This window comes from Pantoea sp. LMR881, assembly GCF_027157825.1.
Taxonomy (GTDB): Bacteria; Pseudomonadota; Gammaproteobacteria; order Enterobacterales; family Enterobacteriaceae; genus Pantoea; species Pantoea haifensis.
In genome coordinates this window covers 467,874-489,293 of the sequence record NZ_JAPVOK010000002.1, presented here as the reverse complement: position 1 = coordinate 489,293, position 21,420 = coordinate 467,874, and the positions used below count along the sequence as shown (strand labels likewise).

Annotated in this window: 18 protein-coding genes and 4 pseudogenes; 11 read left to right on the top strand and 11 right to left on the bottom strand. The window is 52.3% G+C overall.

The features are described from left to right. The first annotated feature begins 75 nt into the window (after window positions 1-75). On the top strand, window positions 76-1,668 hold the full coding sequence (locus tag O3W44_RS04095) for an ABC transporter substrate-binding protein (protein WP_269292088.1): 1,593 nt from the start codon (window positions 76-78) through the stop codon (window positions 1,666-1,668). A gap of 25 nt (window positions 1,669-1,693) precedes the next feature. Here O3W44_RS04095 and O3W44_RS04090 read toward each other — a convergent pair. Beyond that, window positions 1,694-2,610 (bottom strand): annotated as a pseudogene (locus O3W44_RS04090) (LysR family transcriptional regulator). 160 nt (window positions 2,611-2,770) lie between these two features. On the opposite strand from O3W44_RS04090, the pseudogene O3W44_RS04085 reads away from it, so the two are divergent. Together O3W44_RS04085 and O3W44_RS04080 are read left to right on the top strand one after the other, a co-directional pair. After that, window positions 2,771-4,191 (top strand): annotated as a pseudogene (locus tag O3W44_RS04085) (M20 family metallopeptidase). Next, a complete protein-coding gene (locus O3W44_RS04080) occupies window positions 4,188-5,456 on the top strand; it encodes an MFS transporter (RefSeq protein ID WP_269292087.1) in 1,269 nt (422 codons plus the stop codon). Before O3W44_RS04085 ends, O3W44_RS04080 begins: the two are co-directional and overlap by 4 nt. Before the next feature lie 34 nt (window positions 5,457-5,490). Here O3W44_RS04080 and aldA read toward each other — a convergent pair whose 3' ends face one another. Further along, on the bottom strand, window positions 5,491-6,927 hold the full coding sequence (aldA, locus tag O3W44_RS04075; RefSeq protein ID WP_269292086.1) for an aldehyde dehydrogenase: 1,437 nt from the start codon (window positions 6,925-6,927) through the stop codon (window positions 5,491-5,493). A 199-nt stretch (window positions 6,928-7,126) separates the two neighbouring features. On the opposite strand from aldA, the pseudogene O3W44_RS04070 reads away from it, so the two are divergent. Next, window positions 7,127-7,392 (top strand): annotated as a pseudogene (locus tag O3W44_RS04070) (DksA/TraR family C4-type zinc finger protein). 8 nt (window positions 7,393-7,400) lie between these two features. On the opposite strand, the gene O3W44_RS04065 reads toward O3W44_RS04070, so the two are convergent. Continuing rightward, window positions 7,401-7,499: a YoaK family small membrane protein gene (locus O3W44_RS04065; RefSeq protein WP_193404189.1), complete on the bottom strand. Its 99-nt coding sequence runs from the start codon at window positions 7,497-7,499 to the stop codon at window positions 7,401-7,403. A 43-nt stretch (window positions 7,500-7,542) separates the two neighbouring features. After that, the gene (locus tag O3W44_RS04060; RefSeq protein WP_269292085.1) at window positions 7,543-7,866 is read right to left on the bottom strand and encodes a hypothetical protein; all 324 of its coding nucleotides are present in this window, start codon (window positions 7,864-7,866) and stop codon (window positions 7,543-7,545) included. Window positions 7,867-8,222: 356 nt separating this feature from the next. On the opposite strand from O3W44_RS04060, the gene rhaT reads away from it, so the two are divergent. Next, the gene (gene rhaT / locus O3W44_RS04055) at window positions 8,223-9,257 is read left to right on the top strand and encodes an L-rhamnose/proton symporter RhaT (RefSeq protein WP_269292084.1); all 1,035 of its coding nucleotides are present in this window, start codon (window positions 8,223-8,225) and stop codon (window positions 9,255-9,257) included. Between the two features lie 34 nt (window positions 9,258-9,291). Here the strand turns inward: rhaT and rhaR are convergent, their stop codons facing one another. Further along, entirely contained in the window at window positions 9,292-10,164 is an 873-nt protein-coding gene (gene rhaR / locus O3W44_RS04050; RefSeq protein WP_269292083.1) for an HTH-type transcriptional activator RhaR, read from the bottom strand. Window positions 10,165-10,175: 11 nt separating this feature from the next. Beyond that, complete coding sequence (rhaS, locus tag O3W44_RS04045) at window positions 10,176-10,997, bottom strand: HTH-type transcriptional activator RhaS (RefSeq protein ID WP_269292082.1); 822 nt, start codon at window positions 10,995-10,997, stop codon at window positions 10,176-10,178. Between the two features lie 293 nt (window positions 10,998-11,290). Between rhaS and rhaB the strand changes: the two genes are divergently transcribed. The 4 genes and pseudogenes from rhaB (at window position 11,291) to rhaM (ending at window position 15,167) form a co-directional block, all read left to right on the top strand. Beyond that, window positions 11,291-12,763 (top strand): rhamnulokinase, encoded by a 1,473-nt coding sequence (gene rhaB / locus O3W44_RS04040; protein WP_269292081.1) that lies wholly within the window; start codon window positions 11,291-11,293, stop codon window positions 12,761-12,763. Beyond that, on the top strand, window positions 12,756-14,012 hold the full coding sequence (locus O3W44_RS04035; RefSeq protein ID WP_269292080.1) for an L-rhamnose isomerase: 1,257 nt from the start codon (window positions 12,756-12,758) through the stop codon (window positions 14,010-14,012). The genes rhaB and O3W44_RS04035 overlap by 8 nt, the downstream gene beginning before the upstream one ends. Window positions 14,013-14,021: 9 nt before the next feature. Further along, window positions 14,022-14,863: pseudogene (gene rhaD, locus O3W44_RS04030) on the top strand (rhamnulose-1-phosphate aldolase). Next, window positions 14,853-15,167 (top strand): L-rhamnose mutarotase, encoded by a 315-nt coding sequence (gene rhaM / locus O3W44_RS04025; protein ID WP_269292079.1) that lies wholly within the window; start codon window positions 14,853-14,855, stop codon window positions 15,165-15,167. Before rhaD ends, rhaM begins: the two are co-directional and overlap by 11 nt. Window positions 15,168-15,294: 127 nt before the next feature. Here rhaM and O3W44_RS04020 read toward each other — a convergent pair whose 3' ends face one another. The 4 genes from O3W44_RS04020 to O3W44_RS04005 all read right to left on the bottom strand — a co-directional run bounded on the left by O3W44_RS04020 (window position 15,295) and on the right by O3W44_RS04005 (window position 19,281). Beyond that, window positions 15,295-15,972 carry a substrate-binding domain-containing protein gene (locus O3W44_RS04020; protein ID WP_269292078.1) on the bottom strand — a complete coding sequence of 226 codons (678 nt, stop codon included), beginning with the start codon at window positions 15,970-15,972 and terminating at the stop codon, window positions 15,295-15,297. Then, the gene (locus O3W44_RS04015) at window positions 15,969-16,289 is read right to left on the bottom strand and encodes a LacI family DNA-binding transcriptional regulator (RefSeq protein ID WP_269292077.1); all 321 of its coding nucleotides are present in this window, start codon (window positions 16,287-16,289) and stop codon (window positions 15,969-15,971) included. The genes O3W44_RS04020 and O3W44_RS04015 overlap by 4 nt, the downstream gene beginning before the upstream one ends. 34 nt (window positions 16,290-16,323) lie before the next feature. Then, a complete protein-coding gene (locus tag O3W44_RS04010; RefSeq protein WP_269292076.1) occupies window positions 16,324-18,228 on the bottom strand; it encodes a glucose PTS transporter subunit IIA in 1,905 nt (634 codons plus the stop codon). A gap of 402 nt (window positions 18,229-18,630) precedes the next feature. Further along, window positions 18,631-19,281, bottom strand: a complete 651-nt coding sequence (locus tag O3W44_RS04005; protein ID WP_269292075.1) for a TetR/AcrR family transcriptional regulator — start codon at window positions 19,279-19,281, stop codon at window positions 18,631-18,633. Window positions 19,282-19,577: 296 nt separating this feature from the next. On the opposite strand from O3W44_RS04005, the gene bhsA (O3W44_RS04000) reads away from it, so the two are divergent. Continuing rightward, window positions 19,578-19,835, top strand: a complete 258-nt coding sequence (gene bhsA, locus O3W44_RS04000) for a multiple stress resistance protein BhsA (RefSeq protein WP_269292074.1) — start codon at window positions 19,578-19,580, stop codon at window positions 19,833-19,835. A gap of 21 nt (window positions 19,836-19,856) precedes the next feature. Next, window positions 19,857-20,114: a multiple stress resistance protein BhsA gene (bhsA, locus tag O3W44_RS03995; RefSeq protein WP_269294357.1), complete on the top strand. Its 258-nt coding sequence runs from the start codon at window positions 19,857-19,859 to the stop codon at window positions 20,112-20,114. A gap of 47 nt (window positions 20,115-20,161) precedes the next feature. Here bhsA (O3W44_RS03995) and O3W44_RS03990 read toward each other — a convergent pair whose 3' ends face one another. Next, on the bottom strand, window positions 20,162-21,346 hold the full coding sequence (locus O3W44_RS03990) for a sugar transporter (RefSeq protein ID WP_269292073.1): 1,185 nt from the start codon (window positions 21,344-21,346) through the stop codon (window positions 20,162-20,164). Between the last annotated feature and the right edge of the window lie 74 nt (window positions 21,347-21,420).

Sequence of the window (21,420 nt, the reverse complement as noted above, 5' to 3'; positions counted from 1 at the left end):
TGCTATCAATGAAGCATCTGAATGATTCATTTAGATATTCTGATCATCGGAAGTCAATAAAAAGCGAGGATGATAATGAAACTGAAGATAGCCCTGTTAACGCTGCTTGCCGCTGGAATAGGTGTGACTACGAGCGTCAACGCAAAAACGCTAGTGTACTGCTCGGAAGGTTCGCCAGAAAATTTCAATCCACAACTCTATACCTCTGGCACCAGCGTAGATGCCAGTGCGGTGCCGGTATTTAACCGTTTGGTCGATTTTAAAACCGGGACCACTGAACTGGTGCCGAGCCTGGCTGAACGCTGGGAGATCAGCCCGGATGGCACGGTCTACACCTTCTATCTGCGGCAAAACGTTAAGTTTCAGAGCAATAAATTTTTCAAACCGAGCCGCGATTTTAACGCGGATGACGTTATCTTCTCTTTTATGCGTCAGAAGGATCCCAGCAATCCCTATCATGCTGTCTCTGGTGGCACCTATTCCAATTTTGACAGTCTGGAACTGGCGACATTGATCAAAAGCATTGGGCGCGTTGATGATCATACCGTGCGCTTCACGCTTTCCCATGCGGAAGCGCCATTCCTCGCCGATTTAGCCTGGTATTTTGCTTCCATTCATTCCGCTGAATATGCCGACAAAATGCTGAAAGCGGGCACGCCGGAAAAAGTCGATATGAACCCCATTGGCACCGGCCCGTTCGAACTGGCGCAGTATCAAAAAGATTCACGCATTCTGTACAAAGCCTTCCCGGATTACTGGCAGGGCAAAGCCAAACTGGATCGGCTGATATTCAGCATCACGCCGGACGCGTCGGTGCGCTATGCCAAACTGGAGAAAAACGAATGTCAGGTAATGCCGTTTCCCAATCCAGCTGATTTAGAAAAAATGCGCGCTAACCCAGACATTACCATGGCGCAGAAAGCGGGACTTAACACCGGTTTTCTGGCCTTCAATACCACCAAAGCGCCGCTGGATAACGTGAAGGTGCGCCAGGCACTGACGATGGCAATCAACAAACCGGCCATCATTGACGCCATTTTTAAGGGCACGGGAACGGTAGCAAAAAACATTTTGCCACCCGGCGTCTGGAGTGCGGATCAGGCACTGAAAGATTACAACTACGATCCTGAGCAAGCCAAAGCACTGTTGCAGCAGGCAGGCATTACGCCCGGCACTGAAATTTCGCTCTGGGCAATGCCGGTGCAGCGCCCCTACAATCCAAACGCGCGTCGTATGGCGGAGATGATTCAGGCGGACTGGGCGAAAGTGGGTATTAAAGCCAGTATTGTCAGTTACGAATGGGGAGAGTATCTCAAGCGCGTGCGCAGCGGTGAACATCAGGCGGCACTCATGGGCTGGACGACCGCGACAGGTGACCCGGACAACTTCTTCGGCCCGCTTTACAGCTGTACCGCGGCGAAAGGCGGTTCTAACTCCTCTCAATGGTGCTATCAGCCATTTGAAAAGCTTATCATCAGAGCGCGAGCCGAGCCGGATCAGGGCAAACGCACCGCACTCTATTTACAGGCGCAGCAGATGATGCATGATCAAATGCCAGCCGTAATGATTGCGCATTCCACTATCTTTGAACCGGTACGTAAATCCGTCAGCGGTTATGAAGTTGATCCCTTTGGGAAACATATTTTTTATCAGGTGGATATTAAATAGTGTCTGCGGGCTGCGGCCCGCATTTTTATGCGCTCTGACGGAGTTTGCTGTCAATTTCGGTGAGTCGCTGCTGTAAAAATAACAGAAAAATATTCAACGCCGCGCTGCGCTGTCGCCCCGATACGGTTTGCAACTGTAGGGTGCGCTGGCTCAACTGATCGACACCCATCGAGCGCAATACCAGACCTTGTTTCTCGCTTTCAAACAGCAAGGTAAAGGCACTGCTGATCGTGACCGCTTGTGGCGTGTGCAGCAGAAAATGGTAAAGCGTGGAGAAGTAATCACAGGTTAACACGGGCTCAATAACGCTACCGTTCATCTGGCAGGAGAGATCGAACAACTGGCGAACCGTGGTGTTTTGGCCCGGCAGTGCCAGCGGATAGTAACTGAGATCAGCCAGGGTGACGGGGCGGGAAGCCAGAGGATGCGACTGGTGCATCGCCAGCAATACGGGGGCAGGCCAGGAGCCTGACACTTCAACACCGCGTTCAGGATGCAAACTGAACTGTAATGCCACATCACATTCGCCTGCGCGGATCGATTCCGCCACCCCTGAGTGTTGGTAACCTTCATGGTAAATAACACGCCGGGATTTGCGCACCGAAACTCAGCGAGTAAGCCAGGCAACAGGCTGAACGCCATGCCATCAGTGCAGGTTATGCGAATCTGTGTCCGTCGAACCGCCTTTAATCCTTTAATTTCCGCCAGCGCATACTCCATATCCAGCTGACTTTTTCGTACATGATGAGCGAAGATTTCACCCGCTTCATTTAACACCATGCCGCGCGCATGGCGCTCAAAAAGCGGCGCGCCCACCTGAGCTTCAAGCCGCTGTATCTGACGGCTAATCGCCGATACTGCAACAAACAACTGCTCGCTGGCGGCGCTAAGTGAGCCGCTATTCACCACGGCCAGAAAATAACGGATTTCACTGCTGAGCATTTGGCGCCTCGATCTTGTTTTGCCTCAAAAGGTGCATGCCACTTTATCGGGCATCCGACCTTTGCCTTGAAAGCAAATGTTACTCGATAAATTGATTATTGTGGCAAAGCATTTTTTCCAGCCAAGATAGCGCAACAGATAAAACAATGAAGACGCAAACATGACAGAACAACAGGCCGTACAACAGGCATTGGAATATTTTGATAGCGGGACGTTTCAACAGCTTCTGGCGCGGCGCATCGCCTGCATAACGGAAAGCCAGCGACAGGATCGCAATGCTGAACTGCACCACTATTTGCATGACGAAATTGCCCCGCAGCTGGCAGCGATGGGTTTTGAACTGCACTTTTTCGATAATCCCCAGGCCGCCAGCTGTCCTTTTCTGATCGCCACGCGGATCGAAGAGGCGGAATTGCCCACGCTGCTTTGCTATGGACACGGTGATGTGGTGTTTGGCGATGATGAAAACTGGCGTGAAGGACTCTCACCGTGGCAACTGGTTGAAGAGGGCGATCGCTGGTACGGGCGCGGCAGTGCAGATAATAAAGGTCAACACTGCGTTAATCTGGCGGCACTTGAACAGGTGTTTGCAGCGCGTGGTGGCAGGCTTGGGTTCAACTGCAAAATCCTGTTTGAAATGGGGGAAGAGATCAGTTCTCCTGGGCTGGCGGAAATCTGCCAACAGCATCAGGCGTTGCTGCGTGCCGATCTGTTTATCGCCTCTGATGGCCCGCGCCTCAATGCTGTTCGCCCGACGCTGTTTCTCGGATCGCGCGGTGCGGTAAACTTTCGCCTGACTATTGCAGCGCGTGACAATGCCTATCATTCTGGCAACTGGGGGGACTGCTAAGCAACCCCGGCACACAGCTCGCCAGTGCCATCGCCTGCCTGGTTAATGCTCAGGGCGTTTTGCAGGTTGACGCATTAAAGCCCGACTCACTGAGCGAGGCGGTGCGCACCATTTTAAGAGATATTGATGTGGGCGGCATGCCCGGAGATCCTGAACTGGCGGCAAACTGGGGCGAGCCAGGTCTGACAGCCAGTGAACGCCTGTATGGCTGGAATACGCTGGAAGTGCTGGCGTTTGAAACCGGGGACCCGGCACGCCCGATGAATGCCATTCCCGCCAGGGCAACCGCCGTTTGCCAGCTCCGTTTTGTTGTCGGCACTGACTGGCAAAATCTGACGCAGCACATCGAAGCGCACCTGCATCAACAGGGTCTTCATTATGTTCAGGTTGAGTTCCTGCGCGGCTCACCCGCTACCCGCCTCGACCCACTTAATCCGCTGGTAACATGGGCGCTGGAAAGCATTGCAGCCAGTAGCGGTAAGAAACCAGCACTGCTGCCTAATTTAGGAGGATCGCTGCCGAACGAAGTCTTTTCTGAGATCCTTGGTCTGCCGACGCTGTGGGTGCCGCACTCTTACCCGGCCTGTGGACAACACGGCGTGAATGAACACATGCTCAAGTCGGTTGCCCGTGAGGGTTTACAGATGATGACGCGCCTGTTCTGGCAACTGGGCGAAGAGGGTGAAACGCTGATCGCGCGCCATCGCGCTTATGAAGGCGGTGCAAAATGAGCAGCCTCGTCCACAATAGCGTTATCGCGAAACCCAGCCTGCACAAAACCCTGTTTGCCACCTGTATCGGCAACGCACTGGAGTGGTTTGACATTGCGGTTTACGGTTTTTTCGCCAGTTATATCGCCCACGCCTTTTTCCCCACCAGCGATGCGTCCGTCTCGCTGCTCCTGACGTTTGGCAGCTTCGGCATCTCGTTTCTGATCCGCCCGCTGGGGGCCGTTGTGCTGGGCAACTACGCCGATCGCCACGGTCGTAAAAAAGCCCTGTTACTCTCCATCAACTTAATGATGCTGGGCGGCGCGATGATCACTTTTATGCCGGGCTATGCGAGCATCGGCCTGGCGGCACCGTTACTGATTTTGCTGGCACGTTTGATTCAGGGCTTTTCTGCTGGCGGTGAATTTGGCAGTTCTACCGCCTTTCTGGTCGAACACTTTCCCGAGCGCAAAGCCTTTATCGCGAGTTGGCAATTTGCCACGCAGGGTGCAAGTACGCTGATGGCATCAGCGTTTGGATTAGGTTTGACCAATATACTGACTGAAGCGCAAATTCAGGATTGGGGATGGCGCATTCCCTTTGCTTTTGGTCTGCTGATTGGGCCGCTGGGCTGGTATATTCGTCGCCACATTCATGAACCGGCCAGCTTTGCCGGGCAGGAAAAGCATGCAGCCCCGCTGAAGGCGCTGTTTGGTCGGCAGAAATCCTTGATCCTGCTGGCGATTGGCCTGATGGTGATCTCAACAGCCGTTAACTATATGCTCAACTACATTCCGACCTACGCGACCAAAACGCTGCATTTACCCGGTTCGGTGGCATTTAGCGCAACGCTGGTGGCTGGGATCATTTTAACCGTAGTGACGCCGATCATGGGGTTATGGGCTGAACGTCTTGGCCGATTGCCGCTGATGTGGGGTTCGCTGCTGTTGCTGATCGTAACCATTTACCCGGCGTTTAAAGCGATGGTTAATCACACCACGCCAGCCACGCTGATTTTGCTGGTGGGATGGATGGCACTGCTGAAATCGATCTATTTCTCCACGGTGCCGTCTGTGATGGCGGATATTTTTCCCGTCACCACGCGCGCCAGCGGCATGGCGATCAGCTATAACGTCGCGGTGACCGTTTTTGGCGGATTTGCCCCGCTGATATGCAGCATGTTGATTAACACCACCGGCAGCAGCCTGGCACCCAGTTACTATTTGATGGCAGTGGCGTTGTTAAGTGGTTTGGCCTTGTTCCGCAGCGGTAAACGTGTGGCATAACGACCGGGCCGCTGTATAAGCGGCCCGACGTTAATTAGCTGAATTGCAGATAAGCGACGTGTGTTTGGAGATACTCTTCCAGGCCATGTTTCCCGTCAGCCCCGCCAACGCCAGATTTACGCCAGCCCGCATGAAAACCCTGCATCGCTTCGAAGTTCTCACGATTGACATAGGTCTCACCAAACTTCAGCTTACGCAGCGCATTCATCGTGGTATTGAGGTTTTGCGTATAAAGCGAAGAGGTCAGGCCATATTCGCAATCATTCGCTAATTCAATCGCCTCATCCAGCGTTTTGAAGCGCATGACCGGCAGCACCGGACCAAAGATCTCTTCCTGCATGATCGCCATATCCTGGCGTACTTCCGTGATGATCGTCGGCTCAAAGAAAAAGCCTTTTTCACCGGCACGTTTGCCGCCCAGCACCACCTTAGCGCCATCTGCCACGGCGTCCGCCACTTTTTGCTCCACACGTTGCAGCGCCGCGGCAGTAATCAACGGCCCCATATCAATATCGGTTTGCTGCGCCGGGTCGCCAAATTTTACCTCTTTAAACGCCGCCGTGAGGGCAGTGATAAAGCGATCGTAGATGCCCTCCTGCACATACACGCGCTCAGCACAGTTACACACTTGTCCGGTATTGATCATACGAGAACTGACAATCGCTTTAACGGCGATATCAAGATCCGCATCGTCCATGACAATTGCAGGCGCTTTGCCTCCCAGCTCCAGTGAAACTTTCGTCACATTTTTTGCTGCTGCCGCCATTGTTGCAACACCCGCGCCGACGCTGCCGGTCAGGCTGACTAATCCCACTTTTGCATTGGCTGCCAGTTCCTGACCAACCTCGGGGCCGTAGCCATAAACAAAGTTAATAACGCCTTTGGGTAAACCAGTTTTTTGCAGGATTTCAGCAAAAATGCCTGCGTTATTAGGCGTAAGTTCGCTCGGTTTGATCACAATGGTGTTGCCGGTAATCAGGGCAGGGGCGGCTTTACGGGCAATCAGAAAGAACGGAAAGTTCCACGGCAAAATACCCGTAGTCACGCCAATGGCTTTTTTAAACAGAAAAATGTTTTCGTTGGGGCGATCGCTGTTAATGATTTCACCTTCGTAACGGCGCGCCCATTCAGCCATGTATTCCAGGTAGTCAGCGGTGAACAACACTTCTGTTTTAGCCAGGCCCTGCGTTTTTCCGCCTTCAGCAACAATCGTCGCGGTGAGTTCAGGCTCACGTTCGCGAACCGCTGCGGCGATTTTCCGTAACCAGACGCCACGTTCGACGGCAGGTAACGCTTCCCAGTCGGGTTGTGCCGCTTCGGCGGCGGCAATCGCACGGCTGGCGTCTTCAGCACTGCCTTCAGGAATGCGCGACAGCAGCGCCTCGGTGGCGGGGTTGATTACCTCAATCCATTTATCACTCTGATGAGAGACAAATTCGCCATTAATGTAATGTTGAAGATGTGTAGTCATTCGCAGGGTTCTCCGCTATCGGTACGTTACAATTATGTAATCAATACAGCGTGAAACAGTTCCGGATGCAGCACCTTTCCCTGGTTGCCAGCGCCGTGCATTGCATGGCAACCAGTCGCAGGTTGGCATGATATTGACAGCAGATTTGTGAATTTGTTGTAAAATAACGAGTTAGTTCAGATAAATCGAGGGCGAAATCATGGCGAATGGTTGGGCGTCTGAAGGAGCAGTACAAGAGCAGATCGACAGTACAGTTAACGATGAGATAACGCGCGTGCGTCAGTCTCTGGGCCATGGCGAAAGCGCAGTGGAATGCGAAGCCTGTGGCGAACCCATTCCTGAAGCACGGCGGCGTGCGTTACAAGGCGTACGCTATTGTGTGGCCTGTCAGGAGAAGAGAGATAAGCAGCAAAAGGGGCGGGGCTGTTTAACCGTCGCGGCAGTAAAGACAGCCAGCTGCGTTAACAGGCGGTTCAGGAACCGGGCATGGCCAGGCCACTGCCGATAAACCAGGCTAAAAATCCCACGCCCGCGATAATAATGGCAATGGGGAACAGAATACCGATTCTCATTGTTTTCCTGCTAATGGCTGTTTTGCACGAAGTGCTGATGTTATCACGCTATTTGCAATACTGCGCGATGGGTTTTTAACATCGTGAATAGCTGAAATTGAGTCGCACCATCAACGTTACGAAGCACTTCACCTTTCCTGTAGGTCAGGTGGTGGATCTGTCCAAGCTGCCGCCAGACCACAATGGCTGAGGCAATCAGCGCGCAATCTTCTTCGTTTTGCACACATTCCACCGTAGCGTACTGCAACTCATCCAGCCCATTGATAAAAACGCTTACCGCGCCAACAGGTAAGATGGCCCGAAGATCATCCAGCATCACGCGGCTCACTGAACGCGAGAGAAACAGCGTTAACCACTTCGTTGTCATCCTAATCCCTGATATCGACGAAAAACTTGTTTATACGGCTTTGCCGGGCTGATGAAAAGGTGCTTTCTCTCTTTGCCAGAGAGTCTGGCAGGGCGGCAGTCAGCACGAAAATGTGCTGCGCCACACAGCAAAATAACAAAAAAAGCTGAATAATAAGCAACTTAACCGCTTAAGGGTTCGACTTTCTGACAAATGCGAATTTGTGATCTCTGACGGGATTAACGGGCAAATATTGCCATCAGGTTGCTATCTCCGGCAGCCATCTAAAGGCTGAAGAATTCCTGCAAACCGTAGACTGCCTGCTAAACGGGAACCGCTGGGTTTCCTGTCGGCCTCAACCTTACCAAGGAATAACAATGAACAGTGCCATTATTGCAGGTATCTTCTGGCATTTCGTCGGAGCTGCCAGTGCCGCGTGCTTCTACGCGCCTTTTAAGCAGGTGAAAAGATGGTCATGGGAAACCATGTGGTCAGTGGGCGGGTTGATGTCATGGCTGATCTTGCCATGGGCGGTCAGCGCCGTATTACTGCCAAATTTCTGGGCCTATTACAGCGGCTTTAGCCTCTCTCAGTTACTGCCGGTGTTTCTGTTTGGTGCTATGTGGGGCGTAGGAAACATTAACTATGGCCTCACTATGCGCTATCTCGGCATGTCGATGGGGATTGGTATCGCCATTGGCATCACGCTGGTGGTGGGCACACTGATGACGCCCCTTATTCAGGGACGCTTCGGCGAGCTGTTTGCCTCCACCGGTGGACGGCTGACGCTGCTGGGTGTTTTCGTCGCGCTGATCGGCGTGGCAATTGTGTCACGTGCTGGTCTGTTGAAAGAGCGTGCGCTGGGTATCAATGCCGAAGAGTTTAATTTGAAAAAAGGGTTAGTGCTGGCAGTGATGTGCGGCATTTTTTCGGCAGGAATGTCATTTGCTATGGATGCAGCAAAACCCATGCATGATGCCGCTGCGCAGGCTGGTATCGACCCGCTCTACGTTGCGTTGCCCAGCTATGTCGTCATTATGGGCGGTGGGGCGCTGGTGAATCTGGCGTTCTGTTTCTTCCGTCTGGCAACCAAACGCGAGCTGTCGGTGCGTAAGGATTTCTCACTGGCGAAGCCGCTGCTGCTCGCTAACATTGCGTTTGCCGTACTCGGCGGCACCATGTGGTATCTGCAATTCTTCTTTTACGCCTGGGGCCACGCCAACATCCCGCCGCAGTATGACTATATAAGCTGGATGCTGCACATGAGTTTGTATGTCCTGTGTGGCGGTTTGGTTGGGTTGTTGATGAAAGAATGGAAATCAGTCGGACGTCGTCCGGTTGGCGTCCTCTCTATTGGCTGCGTGGTGATCATCATCGCCGCTAACATTGTCGGCCTGGGTCTGGCGGCCTGATGGCAAAAGGGCGAGCCGGCAAGGCTGGCTCGCTTTACGGTTTTGCCATATCGGTGGTTTTACTGGTGAGGCGAGGGGCAAGGAAACGCTGACGCCAGGCGCTGGGTGTCAAACCTGTTTCCCGGGTAAACACCACGGAAAAATAGTTGCTGTCATCGAATCCGCAGCGGGCAGCAACTTCACCAATCAAACAATCCTGGGTGCGTAACAGATATTTTGCCTGACACAGTTGTAACTGACGCAGGTAATGACCCACGGTCATACCGGTTTGTTGGCGAAAAAGCTGCTTAAGCGCGCGTTCGTTGAGCTGATTTTGCTGACAAAACAGCGCCAGATCGAAGGGGCGGGCAATGGCACCTTGTAAGGCTGACATCAACAAGTCGAGCTGTTCTCCTTCAGGCAGTGCCCACGGGCGATCGGCTGCATAACCGTGACGGCGTAAAATCAACGCCAGTTGCAGGAATAAAGCTTCAGATAACTGAATCGACAGCGGATCGGTTTTGCGGCTTTCACGCTCAAGCTGGGTAATTACGCTGCGCGCTAACGCCATACCGCGCGTGGTTAAGCGCCAGCAGCCGGGCGCATCATCACCTTGCGGAGGCAGCAGTTGATGCCAGTCCAGTGCAAGTCCAAAGCGGTCTCGGCAGTAGAGGATATTATCCAGCACCAAATCGTTCACGCCATCGTAGCTGTGGCAGTCGTTGTCGCGGATATAAAAGACATCGCCGCAGGTGATGAGCCACGGGCGATCGTTGAGGATATGCAGACCATTACCGCGCCAGACAATAACTATCTCGCTGAACTCATGCCGGTGAGGCGGAAAAGAGGGTTGGGGCATACGCTCCGCCACCGCCACCGGCAAATTGGTGGCGGGAAAGTAATCTTCCCGACTGAGTATCAACGGCATGGCTGACTCCTTTACAACATCTGTTGGCGCTCCGCGCGTGGAGCGCAGCCAAATTCGCGCCTGAACAAGGTGGAAAAGTGATTGCTGTCACCAAAGCCACACTGAAAAGCGATATCGGTGATACGCATATCGCTGTGTCGCAGTAAATGACGCGCCTGCAACAGGCGTAACCGGTTGAGATAACGCTGCGGCGTGCTGCCGGTTTGCTGCTTCATCTGTCGATGTAGCGTGCGTAGCGACAGCGAAAATTGATCTGCCAGCGCCTCCCAGACAATCTCATCACTGTAATGCTCATTCAGCCAGTCAAGCAATCGGTGTAACCGCGCTTCCTGATCCTGAGCCTGCTCATTGCGACAGGTTTCACGTAACAAAACCAGTAATTGTAAAAACAGTTGTTCCTGACGCGCCTGTTTTTCCAGCGACCACGCATCATCGTGCCGCATCTGTCCTACCACATTCAGCGCCTGGGCCATCACTTTGTGATTGATGCGCCAGTGCGAGGCATGCTGTCCCTCATTATCCACAGGTAGCAGCGCCTGCAATCCTGACAGAAAGCGAAACGCATCAGGGCTGCGATAAAGCACATTGGTCAGGCAAAGATTTTCTGTTTGTTCATAGAGATGACGATCGTGATCGCGCACAAAACAGACGCAACCGGCACAGAGCGTTTGCGGCTGACCATTAAACACATGAATCCCTGAACCCTGTTCCACTAACACTATTTCATGAAAATCATGATGATGTTCAGGAAAGGCCTGCTGTGGTACGCGCGGCTCAATAGCAATCGCGTAATCGCCTTCCGGAAAAAAATCAGCACTGTGCAGAATGGTCATGATCGCCTCTTGTTACTGTTAACAAAACCGTAACCGAGTCTAAACAGGCCGCCCGAACCTTACCTTGAATTTTTACCTTAACTCAGCAGGAATCATGCTGTTTATTCAAGAAATTCCCAGCAGATAACAGAATTGCGGCGAAGGTCACATCCTGTTCTCTGCTGCCTCTGTGATCTCTCTCACGAACTTCTTTGTCAGTCTGCCAGCGCCAATGGCGCGCTGGCAGTACGGGGAAGGTGGCGAAACCGCAAGGTTTCTACTCTGTGATCGTCAAATCACAGGAATAACACGCCATGAGTAAGCGAAATATCGTTGCCGTAGATTTAGGCGCTTCCAGCGGACGGGTGATGCTCGCACACTGGGATGACGCAAGCCGCCATATCGGTGTGCGCGAAGTGCACCGCTTCGCTAATCAGCGTCAGCGCCGTAATGGCTACGACTGCTGGGATGTTGAGCAACTGGAGCGCGAAATCCGCACGGGTCTGGCCCAACTTGATGCTGAAAAAACGGTGGCAGACAGTATCGGCATTGATACCTGGGGCGTGGACATGGTGTTGCTGGATGCGCAGGGCGAGCGCGTTGGCGAAGCGGTGAGTTATCGTGATGCGCGCACCCACGGCGTAATGGAACAGGCGCTGCGTGAGCTGGGTAAAAACACGATTTATAGCCGCACCGGTATTCAGTTTCTTCCTTTCAATACGCTGTATCAAATGCGGGCGCTGCATCAAATGCAGCCCGACTGGCAGGCTCGTGTGGCACATGCCTTGATGATGCCGGATTACCTGCATTATCGCCTGACCGGCAACATGAACTGGGAGTACACCAACGCCACAACTACCCAGATGCTCAATATTGACAGCGGTGAGTGGGATGCTGATCTGCTGGCCTGGGCGGGTGTAGATGCAAAATGGTTTGGTAAGCCGCAAGCGCCAGGCAACACCATTGGTCACTGGCAAAGCGCCACTGGCGCAAAGGTTCCGGTGATTGCCGTCGCCACGCATGACACCGCCAGCGCGGTGTTAGCAACGCCGCTTACGCAGGATGACGCCGCCTATTTGAGTTCAGGCACCTGGTCGCTGATGGGATTCGAAAGTTTACAACCTTATGCCTCCGAAACCGCGCTGCGCGTCAATGTGACCAATGAGGGCGGCGCGGAGGGCTATCGTGTATTGAAAAACATTATGGGGCTGTGGCTGCTTCAACGCATTTGTAGCGAGCTGAATATCGACGATCTGTGTGCATTAATTGCTGATACAACGCATGAGCCCGCGTGCCGTTCGCTGATTAACCCCAACGATTCGCGGTTTATCAATCCTGACAGTATGGTCGGTGAGATCCAAAATGCCTGCGCTGAGCAGGGTATGCCGGTGCCGCAATCGGCGGCGGCCTTAGCGCGCTGCATTTTTGACAGCCTGGCACTGCTTTACCGTGAAGTGATGAGCGAACTGGCGGCACTGCGCGGCAAACCCTTCAGCCAGCTGCATGTGGTTGGCGGTGGCTGCCAAAATCGTTTCCTTAACCAGTTGTGTGCCGATGCCTGCCAGATTCCGCTGCTGGCTGGGCCGATAGAAGCCTCCACGCTAGGCAATATCGGTTGCCAGCTCATTGCGCTGGGTGAATTCACCGACGTGGCCGATTTCCGTCGCTGCGTGGCAGACAACTTCCCGTTAGAAAAATTTGAACCGCAAACAAACAGCGCCTTTGCTGCCTGTCAGGCACGCTTCACGGCGCTGAGTCAACCTGCTAAGGAACTTGCTTATGACTAAGCTGATTGAACAAGCCTTTGAACTGGCGAAACAACGTTACGCTGAAACAGGAGTGGATGTTGAACAAGCGATTCAGCGTCTGGATAGCGTACCTGTGTCTATGCACTGCTGGCAGGGTGATGATGTTCGTGGATTTGAGAACCCGCAAGGTACCTTGACTGGCGGGATCCAGGCGACCGGTAACTATCCAGGCCGCGCCCGTAATGCAGAGGAACTGCGCGCCGATCTTGATAAAGCGTTGTCATTAATCCCGGGTCCCAAGCGCCTCAATCTGCATGCCATTTATCTTGAAAGCGATCAACCTGTTGAGCGTGATGCGATTGAACCTAAGCACTTCGCTAACTGGGTCGAGTGGGCAAAGCAAAACAGTCTGGGACTCGATTTCAACCCAAGCTGCTTTTCGCACCCGCTCAGTGCCGATGGTTTTACGCTGTCGCATGCTGACCATAACATTCGCCAGTTCTGGATCGATCACTGTAAAGCCAGCCGTCGTGTCTCCGCATATTTTGGCGAACAGCTCGGCACGCCGTCGTTGATGAATATCTGGGTGCCGGATGGCATGAAAGATATCACGGTTGATCGTATGGCTCCGCGTCAGCGTCTGCTGAACGCACTGGATGAGATCATCGCCGAGAAGTTAAACCCTGCGCACCACATTGATGCGGTTGAAAGCAAGCTGTTTGGTATTGGCGCTGAAAGCTACACCGTGGGATCGAATGAATTTTTCCTCGGCTACGCCAGCAGTCGCCAGACTGCGCTGACGCTGGATGCCGGCCATTTCCATCCAACCGAAGTTATCTCTGACAAAATTTCCGCCGCCATGCTCTATGTGCCACGTCTGCTGCTGCACGTGAGCCGTCCAGTGCGTTGGGACAGCGACCATGTGGTGCTGCTTGATGATGAAACGCAGGCGATTGCCAGCGAAATCGTGCGGCATCAACTGTTCGATAAGGTTCACATTGGCCTCGATTTCTTCGATGCCTCTATCAACCGCATCGCAGCATGGGTGATTGGCACGCGCAACGCGAAAAAGGCTTTACTACGCGCCTTGCTGGAGCCAACAGAACGGCTGCGCAGGATCGAAGCGGAAGGCGATTACACCGCACGCCTGGCGCTGCTGGAAGAACAAAAATCTCTGCCGTGGCAGGCCGTCTGGGAAGCCTGGTGTCTGCGTCACGATGTTCCGGCAGATGCCAGCTGGCTAAGTGAAGTACGCCATTACGAACAACACATTCTGAGTCAACGTTAAGGATCCACTATGCAAAGCATTCTTTCTTCCTGGTTTGTTAAAGGAATGGTTAAAGCCACCAGTGATATGTGGTTAAAAGGCTGGGATGAGCGCAACGGTGGTAACGTCAGTTTGCGTTTGCTGGAAGAGGAGGTGACGCCTTTTGCCGCTGATTTCTGTGCCGAACCCCGCTGTATTGAACTGACGCAACCGGCTCCGGCTCTGGCTAACTGCTGGTTTTTAGTTACCGGTTCCGGCAAGTTCTTCCGTAATGTTCAGCTCGATCCGGCTGATTCACTGGTGCTTTTGCAGGTCGATGACAAAGGTCTGTCGTATAAAATTCACTGGGGCCTGGTCAATGGCGGGCTGCCGACGTCGGAACTGGCATCGCATTTTCAGTCGCACTGCGTACGCAAAGCGGTCAGTAACGGTGCGGATCGCGTCATCATGCACTGTCACGCCACCAATTTCATGGCGCTGAGCTATGTGGTTGAGCTGGATTCTGCACGCTTTACCCGTTTGTTATGGGAAGGCAGCACCGAATGCTTAGTAGTATTTCCGGATGGCGTCGGTATTTTGCCGTGGATGGTGCCCGGCACGGATGGCATCGGCGCTGCGACTGCAGAACAAATGGCCTCTCATACGCTGGTGATGTGGCCATTCCACGGCATCTTTGGCACCGGGCCGACGCTGGACGAAGCCTTTGGCCTGATCGACACCGCTGAAAAATCGTCAGAGGTGATTGTGAAGGTGTTGTCGATGGGGGCATACGTCAAAGTATTACCACTGAACAGTTGGTGGCGCTGGGTGAGCGTTTTGGCGTAACGCCATGGCAGGCGGCGTTAGACGTGGGGCCTGCTAATGCTGCGTAGAGCCTTTGTTATGCAGGTGCACGGGGATTGCCACGCAGAGTACGAGTGTCGGCATTCCCCAATCTGGCCTGAGCTGGAACAGACGCTGAAAGCACACGGCGCGCACAATTATGCTATCTGGCTGGATGCCGAACGCAATTTATTGTTTGCCAGTGTGGAAATCGAGTCGGAAGAACGCTGGAATGCGGTGGCGCAGACGGAAGTTTGTCAACGATGGTGGGCATCAATGAAAGATTTGATGCCGTCAAATCCCGACAACAGTCCGGTCAGTCAGGCGCTAAAACCGGTCTTTTTCCTTGAGTGATATTTTAAGTAAAAAGCAGGGCGGAATATCCGTAATGCCAGTCAGTTAAGCAACTGACTGGTATTTGCGAAAGCGTAAAACCTGTGACCGGGCAGAAACCTCTGACATGGATTTGTCCACTGAGTCACTATCTCCGGCTTACCGATTCCCTTATTACCAGCGTTCCGGACAAACTGTTACGACTCTCGTCATGCGGTAGATCCAGAATAATTTCTACCGCGCGTTTTACCATTTGGTCGAGCGGCGTATCGATGGTGGTCAGCGCAGGCGAAAAGTAATGACCAGTCGTTGCGTTATCAAAACCGGCCACTGAAATCGCTTCCGGAACCTCCAGGTTAAGATCTTTTAACGCCTTTATCGCCCCCAAGGCCATATCATCATTGCCAGCAAGAATAGCGGTAAAGGTTTCCTGTCGGCTGATAAGTTCCCGCGCCGCCTGATAACCGCTTTCCATACTCCAGTTTCCCTGCGCGACTAGCTTTTCATAATCCTTTTGCCCCTGGCTTATTAATTTATCCTGCCAGGCCTGCTGGCGAGCCGAGTTGCTGGGTGAGGGCATCTTGCCGCGAATATAAGCGATTCTTTTATGTCCCTGGCTGAACAGGTAATCCATCATGCTTTCAGCACCACGATAATGATCGATAAAGATGGCGCGATCGGCATGCCCCGTTAATTTATGATTTAGCACGATTACCGGAACCGGACTTTCAGCGACGATTTTTTCTAATTGCGCGCTGCTCATATGGCGCGGATAAACCATGACCCCGGCGCATTTCATCCGCACCAGAAAATCGATAGCGTTCATCTCTTCTTCTGCGGAATTTTGCCGTCGGCGAAAATTAAGCGGCGATCGTGCTCTTCACAAAACTTTGCTGCGTTATAAACCAGCGTCGAAAAAAAAGGCCCGTTATAAACATCGTTGGTTATCACCAGACCAATCATGTTGGTTTTTTGCGTGGCCAGCTGCTGCGCCAGCAGATTAGGTCGATAGCCGGTTTCTTCAATGGCTTTATACACCAGTGCTTTGATCTCCTCCCTGACGATATTTTTACCGTTTAATACACGAGACACCGTCGATTTGGACACGCCGGCGCTTCGTGCGACATCAAGCATTGTAACCATTACATCCTCGCTTTAAGGAACCCCGGCAACACGGCTAGCTTATCGACATTACCGGCGCGCCTGATGCCACCGACCCGCTATTAACGTGTCTGGTCATCTGATAATCCTCGCTGTTCATCACTAAAAATGGTGTTGTTAAATCATAACCAGATTCAACAATCGCCTGTCTGTGAAACTGAATTAGCGGCGTCCCGGCTGTGACTTTATCCCCAACCTTTACCAGGGTAGAAAAATATTGCCCGCCTAATTTTACCGTATCCAGACCCACATGAATGAGTAATTCCGCACCGTTGCCACAGAGCAAACCCACAGCATGATGGCTTTCTACCGTGGTAGCAACCTCTGCGTCACAGGGGGAAACAATGATGTCATCCTCAGGTAGAATAGCAATCCCGTCACCCAACAGACCGCCGGAAAAGCTTTCATCCTTAACCTCAGATAAAGGCAACACCTTGCCTGCGACCGGGCTGTTCAACATTAAAGCCAGGGCATATTTAGTTACCTGCGTCATCGCGGTCTGAGAAGGGGCGGTTACGTCATCCTTATCTGAGGGACGTGTCTCTTCCTGCTTCGTTAGCGGCTCTTTGAAGCCCACAAGGAAAACCAGAACAAGGGTGACCACAATGGTCGTCGCTACGCCTGTCAGTTCGCCGATGAAAGACATAGGATTTTCAGGGCTGATAGCATTCACAATCGTCAGCAGGCCCGGTAAACCGGCATAGGCATAATAATAACTGCCAAAAAGGCTGGTAACCACAGCGCCGATGGTGCCGCCGATACATCCGCAAATAAAAGGCTTTTTAAGCTTCAGCGTCACGCCATAGATCGCGGGCTCGGTGATGCCAAATACGCCGGTCAGCCCCGCCGAGTAAGCCACCGTTTTGAAACCGCGCTGCTTTGCTTTTAAGGCGCAGGCAAAGGCTGCGGCCATTTGTCCCACTACCGCCATGGTCTGGAAAGCCTGAAATGAATCACGGCCATGCATATCGAAGTTCGCCATAACCACTGGCGTAATTCCCCAGTGAACGCCGAAAATAACAATTACCTGCCAAAAGCCGCCAATTACCGCCGCCGCCAGCGCAGGTGCGGTCTCGAACAGCCAGTTGTAGCCCATGGCAATCGCGTTGGCGAGACCTGAAGTAACCGGACCGATAATTACCAGCGTCAGTGGCACCACGATCACGGCACAGATAAGCGGAGTAAAAAGCGGAGCCACAACCTGCGGCAATATCCTTTCCACAAAGCGTTCCAGATAAGAAAGGGCTAAAACCAAAAAAAGCGGCGGTAAAACCGAGGAGGTATATACCGTCTCGGACAAAGGAAGAGAGAAAAAGGTCACGGCCTTTCCCTGCGCTATTTGCATCGCGAGGGTTGCCCAGTCGGGATTTATCAGGGCGCAGCAGCAAAACAGGGCGATGAACGTATTACATTTGAAAAACTTAGCGGCAGTGATAGCGATAAAAACTGGCAGGAAGGCAAAAGGCGTCCAGGAAATAAAGTTCAGGATACTGAATGCCCCGGTCTGCTGAAACGCGGGGAGAAAATAGTTAACGGTAATCAATATCCCTTGCAGAATACCTGCCGCCGCAAGGACATAAATAATGGGAGCAAAGACAGCGGACATGGTAGCAATAACGGTATCGAGAATACGCTTCTTCTCACCGCTATGTTGGAGCTTATCGGGATCGACGATTGCGGCAAGCGCCTCATAAACATCCGCAACGTGGGTTCCGATAACCACTTGAAACTGACCGCCGCTGAGCACAACGGTAATAACGCCTGGCAGCTGTTTAATATTTTCGCTTGCATTTGCAGGTACTTCTTTAAGCACCAGGCGGAGCCGGGTTGCACAACGTGAGAAACTAATTAAGTTGGTTTCACCACCTGTTTCTCTAAGAATATCAGCTGCTAATCTGGAATAATCTCTTGTCTTGCCCATTCTCACTCCCTGCCGTCTGAATTAAGAAACCGGTTTCAGCCTAACAGCGCAAAGGAGGTCTGCAACCGGTTTCATAAAGAAGTGTGGCAGTTATCGCAATTTTCTTGCATGAACCAGAATGGGGGAAGACCAATATTCCGGCGCCGAACATGTTTAAAAATCATACAGAGTTATCTTTCGAACCAAACGCGAGCGGACAAAAAATGCCCGCGCATGATTGCCTGGGATTGTGTCGGGAAGTGCCTGGAATAATGAAAGAGATTCTGGCGATGGCGGGAAGCGTCGTGCCAATCGTAAGGCGGGACAAAGAATATCCACGAGCGGTAAAAAAAGCCGCAACGTTACCCGTTGCGGCGTACTTAAAAGGTCAACTTACAAACATTACGGAATATCCGCTCTGTTTCAGTCTTTCTGCTGACACAATCCAGTCAACGTTGGCCACATCGCCATGAGCGTATCGATAATGCTGTCCAGGTCTTCGCGCGCAGCACCTTCACGGGCGCGGACTGACATACCTTGCAGCATACAGGCGAGATAACATGCAAGTGCGTCGATATTTACCGCAGATGATAACTCGTGGCGCTGCATACGCGCGGTTAAAAAGGCTTTCAGCGTGATTTCCTGTGACTGATGTTGCTGTTGCAGCATCGTTGCGATCTCGCCTGACGAGGCAGCAAGTGCCGAAGAGGTGCAAATAAAAAAGCAGCCAGAGGGTGAATTGCGATCGGTAAAGCAGGCTGCCGTCGCACGAAAGTAGCCTTCCACGGCTTTATCAACTGATAGATCGTCGTTGTTCAGTGCCGCTTCACGATATGCACTGAATTTTTCGATGTATCGTTCCATGGCGGCACGAAACAAGCCTTCTTTATTCACAAACTCTGCATAGAGCGTGGGGGCCTTTGCGCCAGTAGCGGCGACTAAATCGGCCAGTGAAGTGCCTTCGTAACCATGCGTCCAAAAAAGGGTCAGGGCTTTATCAAGTGCGGCTTCCCGGTCAAAGACTTTTGGGCGTCCCCGGCATTTCTTCACATCACACACATTTTGCTGGCTCATAGACCCTCACTGACTGAAAAACATTCCATTAAATTACCGATCACTAATTAAATATGCAAGCAACGGCGTAAAGGCTTTGTCAATGCATTGCCATTTTGTGCGTTAGGGCAGCGTCATCGCCTCTATGGTTAAGAGCAAACAGGCGCTGAAGCCCATACTCACGCCACTTTGCGATTAAAATAATGCTCGTTAATTAAATATTGACTCCGAACGCGATCAGGTTCTATCATTTATTTAACGGTCGTTAATTAAATGGCGACAACCGCTTTCTAACCTAATTTACCCGTGAGAATTTTATGAAAAACATCAAACTTGCCATCGCCGCCGTTGCGCTTTCAGCGTTAACTTTTGGTTCTTATGCCGCTGAACAGGTTTCCAGCGATCCGCTGAACCAACAGCCTGTTGGCACCATCTCGGTTCAGGGCGGTAGCAACCTGGATTCTGTAGAAGCACAACTGAATGCTAAAGCTGACGCCGCCGGTGCTAAATCATTCCGTATTACTTCAACAACCGGTCAGAACAAATTGCACGGCACTGCTGTGATTTATCAATAATTGAGCGAGAAGGATTGAATGATGAAAAAGGTAAAAATGGTATTACTCGCTGCGCTACTCAGCAGCGTCTCATTGACATCGACGGCAGCAGAGTTGGTTGGCAGCGCGCCAGTGGATCAGCAAAAAGTGGGTGTGATTAGCGCAACCGGCAGCACCAGTCTGGCGTCGCTGGAGCAGCAACTGTCAGAAAAGGCCAGTGACCTGGGCGCAAAGTCTTTCCGCATCACTTCGACCTCTGGCAACAACAACCTGCATGGCACCGCAGTCATCTATAAATAAGATGTTAAACAGGCTTCAGATAAAGCCGCTTATCTGAAGCCTTTTGATTAACTGTTTGAACGCAGTTGCGGATAGCGACGGAATATATAGACGCACCACATCAGCGCCACCAGCCCAATCATGCCACCGACATTGCCAACATCGGCCATCTTCAGATGCAAACTGACCTGATTCCCCAACAGCGCACCTGCGCCAATGCCAATGTTATAGATACCTGACATCAATGACATCGCGACATCTGTCGCATCCGGTGCCAGCGACAACACCCGCACCTGCATAGCCAGGCCAATCATCATCATTGACATGCCCCAGATCACGCACAATGTCGAAATCGCAGCAGGGCGTACCGCAGCAAAAATCAGCAAACCCATGCAAAGTGTGATCAGGGCAATCGCGGAAATTAACAGCCCGGACGGGAATTTGTTGCCCAGCGAACTGAACAGAATACTGCCCAGAATACCCGCCGATCCGAACAACAGCAGCAGTAACGTCGTAAAGTTTTCACCTGAATCAGCGACAACCTGCATGAACGGTTCGATATAGCTGTAAGCGGTGTAATGCGCCGTCACGACAAGGGTGACCAGCAAATACATACTGACCAGCGCCGGTCGACGAAACAGCATGGGCACACTGCTGAGCGATCCGGTGTGCTCACTGGGCAAGCGCGGCAGAATGCGCGCCAGCATAATCATCAGCACCAGCGCAGACAGGCCAATCATGCCAAAGGTTGTGCGCCAGCCAAGATACTGACCAACGACGCGCCCGATTGGTACGCCTAACACCATCGCTAAGGCCGTGCCTGTCGCTAACATACTCAGGGCCTGCGTTTTCTTACCTGCAGGCGCAACGCGAATGGCCAGTGACGCGGTAATTGACCAGAACACAGCGTGCGCCAGCGCAATGCCAATACGCGACACGATCAGTGAAGTGAAATCCCACGCGAAGGAAGAAAGCACATGGCTGGCAACAAAAATGATAAACAGCACCGTCAGCAACAGGCGTCGTTCAATGTTTCGCGTCATCAGCATCAGCGGCAGGGAAAGCAGGGCAACCACCCATGCATAAATCGTTAGCATGATACCGACATCAGCCGTCTTCATTGAAAAATCAGCAGCAATGTCAGACAGCAGGCCCACGGGTACAAATTCAGTGGTGTTAAAAACAAACGCGGCAATAGCCAGCAGCACCACGCGCAGCCAGGCCGTTTTACGTGAAACAGTAGTTGATTGCATGAAAAGTCAGTTAGTCAGAACAGCGAAACAGAGGGTGTAAAGAGACCCAGCGAAAGTGACCTGCGTCACAAATT